This is a genomic window from Sporolactobacillus inulinus, assembly GCF_006539285.1.
Lineage (GTDB): Bacteria > Bacillota > Bacilli > Bacillales > Sporolactobacillaceae > Sporolactobacillus > Sporolactobacillus inulinus.
On sequence record NZ_BJMS01000150.1, the window covers coordinates 1 to 4,788 of the forward strand.

General features: G+C 44.2%; 5 protein-coding genes. 3 read left to right on the top strand and 2 right to left on the bottom strand.

From position 1 onward, the window contains the following. From SIN01_RS14000 to SIN01_RS14010, 3 genes are all read left to right on the top strand, one after another. A partial coding sequence (locus SIN01_RS14000; protein ID WP_218027791.1) for an AAA family ATPase occupies window positions 1-1,332 on the top strand: 1,332 nt, incomplete at its 5' end. An 82-nt stretch (window positions 1,333-1,414) separates the two neighbouring features. After that, window positions 1,415-1,960, top strand: a complete 546-nt coding sequence (locus tag SIN01_RS14005; protein ID WP_237760124.1) for an RloB family protein — start codon at window positions 1,415-1,417, stop codon at window positions 1,958-1,960. A 138-nt stretch (window positions 1,961-2,098) separates the two neighbouring features. Continuing rightward, window positions 2,099-2,347: a hypothetical protein gene (locus SIN01_RS14010; RefSeq protein WP_141306145.1), complete on the top strand. Its 249-nt coding sequence runs from the start codon at window positions 2,099-2,101 to the stop codon at window positions 2,345-2,347. A gap of 221 nt (window positions 2,348-2,568) precedes the next feature. On the opposite strand, the gene SIN01_RS14015 is transcribed toward SIN01_RS14010, so the two are convergent. Next, window positions 2,569-3,918 (bottom strand): TrkH family potassium uptake protein, encoded by a 1,350-nt coding sequence (locus SIN01_RS14015; RefSeq protein ID WP_010025925.1) that lies wholly within the window; start codon window positions 3,916-3,918, stop codon window positions 2,569-2,571. A gap of 58 nt (window positions 3,919-3,976) precedes the next feature. Further along, on the bottom strand, window positions 3,977-4,633 hold the full coding sequence (locus SIN01_RS14020; RefSeq protein ID WP_028983251.1) for a potassium channel family protein: 657 nt from the start codon (window positions 4,631-4,633) through the stop codon (window positions 3,977-3,979). Window positions 4,634-4,788 lie beyond the last annotated feature (155 nt).

Here is a 4,788-nt window from a genome sequence, read left to right on the forward strand (position 1 = left end):
GACCTAGTGTATATAATGGTATTACCAAGTGAGAAAAAGTTGAAGGTTGAGGTGAAACATATGATTTTACAATTCAGTGTTGGAAACTTTCTATCCTTTAGGGATGAAGTAACCTTGAGTATGGTTGCCTCCAGAATTACAGAACACAAAGAAACGAATATAATTACACTGGATCACATGAAACTGTTGAAATCGGCAGTGATTTATGGAGCGAATTCGAGCGGGAAGAGTAATCTAATTAAGGCTATGGGCTTCATGAGAAATTTTGTTCAATCTTCTTCTAAAGAAGGGCAAATTGGAGAGGAAATTAGTGGAATAAGAAGCTTTAGGTTAAACACAGCGAATGTTACCAAACCAAGTTATTTTGAAATCGTCTTCTTTCATGAGGGAATGCAATATCGCTACGGATTCGAAGCAGATACAAAGGAAGTTAAAAGCGAGTGGCTGTATGCTGCACATCCAGGAAGAAAGGAAAAAGAACTTTTCTTTCGTGAAAATGGAGAAATAAGCGTTACCAAAGGATTTCAAGAAGGACAGGGTCTCGAAAAACGAACGAGAAGCAATGCACTGTTTCTATCAGTCGTTGCAAATTTGAATGGCGACATAGCAACCAGCATTCTTTTTTGGTTTAAAAATCTGCGCGTATTAGACGGTCTCACAAACCATACGAGAAATTATACAATTCGAAAAATACTCGATGTCTCTTCAAAAGAAGAATTAATGATCTTGATAAACAAACTGGATTTGGGCATTGAGGATCTTATTGTAGAGGCTAAATCCATCCCACAAGAAATGTTAGAACTGCTCAAAAAAATAAATGGGAAAGTAGACCGATTTCCAACAGAACATCACAGCATCATCACAATGCATAAGCAATATGATTCAGAGAATCATTTTGTTGGATTAGAAAGATTCCAATTGATAGAAGAAGAGTCTGAAGGCACAAAGAAAATAGTAGCATTACTAGGACCAATTGTTGATGCACTAAACAAAGGTCAAATTTTAGTGGTTGATGAGTTGGATGCGAAGCTGCACCCCCTTATTACTCGATTTGTCATTCGCTTGTTCCACTCAACGGAATTCAATAAAAAGAATGCACAGTTAGTTTTCAACTCGCACGATACGAATTTATTAAGCAAAGCGTTTTTCAGAAGGGACCAAATTTGGTTCACGGAGAAGGATACATATGGCGCGACAGACTTGTATGCATTGTCTGACTTTAGTGTACGCAAAGATGCAAGCTATGAAAAAGATTATTTGCATGGAAAATATGGATCCATTCCCTATGTCGGAACTTTTGATTTCCTGGGTAAGGATGGAACCGATCGATGACTCATAGCAGAAGGGTACCCGAGATCAAAAAGCATTTAGACGAAAAACAAAACAACGTGGTCCAGTAAAAGATTTAATTCTTATTGTTTGTGAGCGTAAGCAGACTGAACCAAACTATTTCGAGGCATTTCGATTAACCAATGTCGATGTTGTTGGGGCAGGTGCAGACCCGCTGACTGTTGTTGAACGAGCGAAGGAGATGGACCAACAACAGCATCGTCTTGGAAAAGATTATGACCAAATTTGGTGTGTCTTTGATCGTGATGAATTTCCTGCAGAACGATTTAACAATGCGATCTATGCGACAAGAAAATTAAATAAGTTCCATGCCGCCTACTCGAATGAGGCGTTTGAGTTATGGTACCTCCTGCATTTCGAATACCTTAATTCAGGAATTTCAAGACAAGATTATATCGAGAAACTGACGAAACATCTGGATCGCCGTTATGCGAAAAACGATCCGGCAATGTATCATTTGTTATTAGAGAATGGTGATCAAGAAAAAGCAATCAGTTACGCACAGCGACTGCTCAGATGCTATTCACAAGACAATCCAAGTGAGAATAAGCCATCGACAACCGTACATCAATTAGTACAAGTATTGAATCAATATAAGCACAGAAAATGATCGGGTAAACTTAACCACATGAGTAAACGGTCTGTCGTATTTTGAATTAACTGCAGCTTATGCAATAGTATTTAAATGAAAATGCGAAATTTTGGAAAGGTAGAAATACTTATTGTAGAATGTAAGAATACGAAAGGGATGGCTGTATTGGATAAAAAGGATATTGAGCGTAAGTATTCTTCAGCAATACGAATTGATGGATGTAAAAACATACATTTAGAAAGAAATAGTTCCTTTGGATTTGATATAGGCATTGATATAACAAACTCAGAAGGAATAACCGCTTTAAATAACATGAATTACAAATCGTTTGAAGGATCACTTGATTTAAATAAGAATATTGAAGCAGCAAAAAAAGGAGAGATAAGAAAGCCGTATCCGTTTTAAAAGATGTCTTGGAAAAGATAACGGTTGAAACGGTTGCAATTTCATATAAAGCCTATCTAAGTGCACATGGAATTGAATTATAATTTTCGCGTCATTTCGCGTCATTATGTAACTAAAATATTTACCCAACAGCAAAGCCACGATTCTGAGTAATCCGATCGTGGCTTTTATCTTTATAGTAACAGGTGCAACGCTTGCAGGTGACGGATCCACAGGAATGCTCACCCTGTATAAATCTCCCCATCCGGATAGCGGATGTCGACGTGCGAACGTTTGGTGACGGAAAAGGCCATCGTCAGCGGTCCGACCTTGCCGAAGAACATCAAGAGCATGATCACAGCCTTGCCAAACGGCGATAAATCAGCGGTCGCGCCAATCGATTCACCGGCAGTCCCAAACGCCGAGATCACTTCAAACAAGATCACGAGAAACGGTTGATCCTCCGACAAGCAGAGCAGAAACAATCCGATCAGGACGACGATCAGCGAAATCGAGATGACCGATACGGCACGAATAATCACTTGATGACGGATTGTTCGCTTATTAATCACAACCTCGCGCCGCCCTTTCAGAAACGTCAGCATCTGCGCGAGCACGATCATGAACGTGGTCAGCTTAATCCCGCCGCTGGTCGACGTGCTGCCGGCGCCGATGAACATCATCAGCATCGTCAGCAGCAGCGATGCTTGGCTAAGGCCGGCGGGATCAAGCGTTGTAATCCCGGCGGTTCGCGGCGAGATGCCTTGGAAGAAGGCCGCCCACAGCTTGTCCACGAAGCTGAGCGGGCCAAGCGAATGCGGGTTGCCATATTCAATCACGAAAATGGCGAGCACCATGACGACGTTGATCACCAGTGTACCGGAAAGCATCACCTGTGCGTGAATGGACAGCTTGCGGAACCGGTGCGTGGACAGCAGCTCGGCCAGTACCGTAAAGCCGATCCCGCCAATTGTAATCATCGTAATCATCGTCAGATTGACAATCGGATCACCGAGGTAGCGGTTCATGCTGCCGGGAAATAGCGAGAAACCGGCTTGGTTGAACCCGCTAATCGAATGAAACAGGCTGTAATACAGACCCATACCCCAGCCGAAATCCGGCACGAAGCGGAAAGCAAGGAAGAACATCCCAACCAGCTCAATCGCAAACGAAACGATCAGAATCCAGCTGACGAGCCGAATCACGCCGCCAAGCGACGGCGCGTTCAATGCCTCCTGCATCAGCTGACGCTGGCGGATCGAGACTTTCTTGCCAAGCAAAATGACAAAGAAGACGGCAAAGGCCATGACGCCGATCCCGCCGATCTGGATCAATACCATCAGCACAACCTGCCCGAACAGCGTAAACGTCTCCGAAGGCTCAAACGGCGTCAGCCCGGTCACGGTCGATGCCGATGTGGAAAAAAACAGCGCATCGATCCAAGATAAGTGCCCGCGTGCCGCAATCGGCAGCTTCAGCAGCACCGTCCCGACGAGAATTAGGACGAACAGCAGCATCGACAAGAGCAGCGGCGGGTTCGTCGAGATCGCCCGCACATCCAATTTTTTCAACAAACGCTCAAACAGAACCATAGCCAATCTCCTTATAAATAAAAAATCAACCGCCTCATCACGAAACGGTTCATCCCAATCAGACCCCTTGCTTCTCAAAACGTTCCAAATCTTCACTCTTACCGATAATCAGCAACACATCGCCGTGCTTCAATTTCAGTTCGCCAATGTTGCGTACGACGACCGAACGATCACGGCGGATCGCGATTACGTTGCAGCCATAGTTGGCGCGCACATCGATTTCCATGATCGACTTGCCGATCAGCCGGTCGGTCACTTCAATTTCAATGATGCTGTAATCTTTAGAAAGCTCGATGTAGTCAAGAATCTTATTGGCCGTCGCCAGATGAGCAATGCGAAAGCCGATTTCCACTTCCGGACGGATAATCTTATCGGCCCCGAGCTTCTTCAGAATCTTCTCATGGTAATCGTTCTGCGCCTTCGCCCAGATCTCCTTAACCCCGGCTTCCTTGAGCAGCAGCGTCGTCAAAATGCTCGCCTGAATGTTGCGGCCGATCGCAACAATCACATGATCGAAATTACGAATGCCAAGCGCCAGCAGCACCTTCTCATCAGTCGAATCCGCCTGCACCGCCTGCGTCACCACATCCGCGTAATCATTCACTTTATCCAGATCAATATCAATCGCCAGAACCTCACAGCCCATATTCGTCAGCTCAATGCTGATGCTGGAGCCGAGCTGCCCCAGCCCAATTACTGCAAATTGTTTATTCATCGAAATCGTTCCTTTATATACAGAATGCACGAAATGCAAAAAAACAATACCAAATGATTTCCATATAACTGTATGGGAAAGCACGGAGCGTGTCAAATCGATTTCACGCAATAATAACCCACAAGAGGACAGCTTGAGATGCATAGACCAAAACG

Excerpts from the sequence above, each read along its gene's own strand:
- SIN01_RS14010 (WP_141306145.1), top strand. The coding sequence starts at position 2,099 with ATGGCTGTATTGGATAAAAAGGATATTGAGCGTAAGTATTCTTCAGCA.
- SIN01_RS14015 (WP_010025925.1), bottom strand. The coding sequence starts at position 3,918 with ATGGTTCTGTTTGAGCGTTTGTTGAAAAAATTGGATGTGCGGGCGATC.
- SIN01_RS14020 (WP_028983251.1), bottom strand. The coding sequence starts at position 4,633 with ATGAATAAACAATTTGCAGTAATTGGGCTGGGGCAGCTCGGCTCCAGC.